Here is a 1,137-nt window from a genome sequence, read left to right as displayed (position 1 = left end):
TCACGGGGAATATGTCAGAGGCTCTGGAGCTCGGCTCCGAAGCAGACATCGCCATCATCGACGTCCGGCTTGGGGATGGTATCACCGGGCCGTCCATTGCCCGCGCCCTATTTTCCGGATTCGGGCTTGGGGTGGTGTATTTCACCGTGAAACCCGGTGTGATCGAGAACCCGGTGGGCCGAGCTGTCGTCACCAAACCGGCGAGCCCCGAAAGAATTGTGGCCGCGTTGTGCATGGCCGCCATGAACGCTCGCCCAGGAGCGCATCGCGTCGCGAGCGGAGCCACGTTCCATTGAAAGCTTGAAGCGCCGTTATTTAAAAGGTGCTGCGGCGCCAACTGGCGCCGGCGTCCGGCAAGGCATTCCGTCAGTGGACGACGGCAATTACGGGAATGCTGGCTTCCTCCGCAGCGCGAAGAAGTGCGGTCCGCGCTGCCTTTGCGGGAATATTACCTTGAATGGCATCGAGACATGTTTTTACCGCCGCGATGTATTCCTTGCCATCGTCGGTCGGCCATGCAGCTACAAGCGCCTCGGCAACCTCACGGAGTGATCGGATCACCCTATGCTTTTCTCGACCGCTCATCACAAGCATCAGAGGAGCGAAATCTTCGCTTCTATGCCAATCCACTATACCGCTCGTTCGCAAGAATAGCCGCCCTTTATTCGCAGGAAGCGACGCCGGACATGTTTCGGCGACGCTTCACCAGGGAGGTTCTGACTGGATACAGCAACATCGCTAAAACCTCCCTGGTGTCCTTTCTACAAGGAAGAGGAAAATTTAAGCCCGATAGCGCCGAGGGGAAGACAGACCTAAGTCGGACTGGCCGTCACAGGGCCTGCTTCTCATATTAGGCTTGAGGCAACATGAAGCTCCGCGGAGGGACGGAACAGGAGGACGACATGAAATTCGGCGCCGACAACGCCAGCCATGAGGAGCGCTGCTCCCAAGGCCATAGTTCGGCCTCGACGATCGCGACGATCGAAGCGGCCCTTTCCGCTGATCGCGATATCGACAGGAGCGCCGTCGAGATCAGGATGCTCGGCCCTGTGGTCGTGCTTGAAGGCTACATAACAAAAGCCGCCGACCGCGAGAAAGTCATCTCGCTTGCAGCGATGATCGTCGGCCAGGAGAACG

The 1,137-nt window shown here is 58.6% G+C and carries 3 protein-coding genes; 2 read left to right on the top strand and 1 reads right to left on the bottom strand.

The window, feature by feature from the left end:
• Window positions 1–296, top strand: a 296-nt coding sequence (locus AF337_RS11465; protein WP_049732274.1) for a hypothetical protein, incomplete at its 5' end; no start/stop codon positions are given.
• 70 nt (window positions 297–366) lie between these two features.
• On the opposite strand, the gene AF337_RS11460 is transcribed toward AF337_RS11465, so the two are convergent.
• Window positions 367–648, bottom strand: coding sequence for a DUF982 domain-containing protein (locus AF337_RS11460; RefSeq protein ID WP_049732272.1), 282 nt, complete (start codon window positions 646–648; stop codon window positions 367–369).
• Between the two features lie 254 nt (window positions 649–902).
• Here AF337_RS11460 and AF337_RS11455 point away from each other — a divergent pair.
• The coding region (locus AF337_RS11455; protein WP_049732273.1) for a transport-associated protein at window positions 903–1,137 on the top strand (235 nt) is incomplete at its 3' end.

Origin of the sequence: Rhizobium ecuadorense, assembly GCF_001187535.1 — a bacterium.
Taxonomy (GTDB): Bacteria; Pseudomonadota; Alphaproteobacteria; order Rhizobiales; family Rhizobiaceae; genus Rhizobium; species Rhizobium ecuadorense.
Note: the sequence above shows the minus strand (reverse complement) of the source record. Positions and strands in the feature narration are given on the sequence as shown.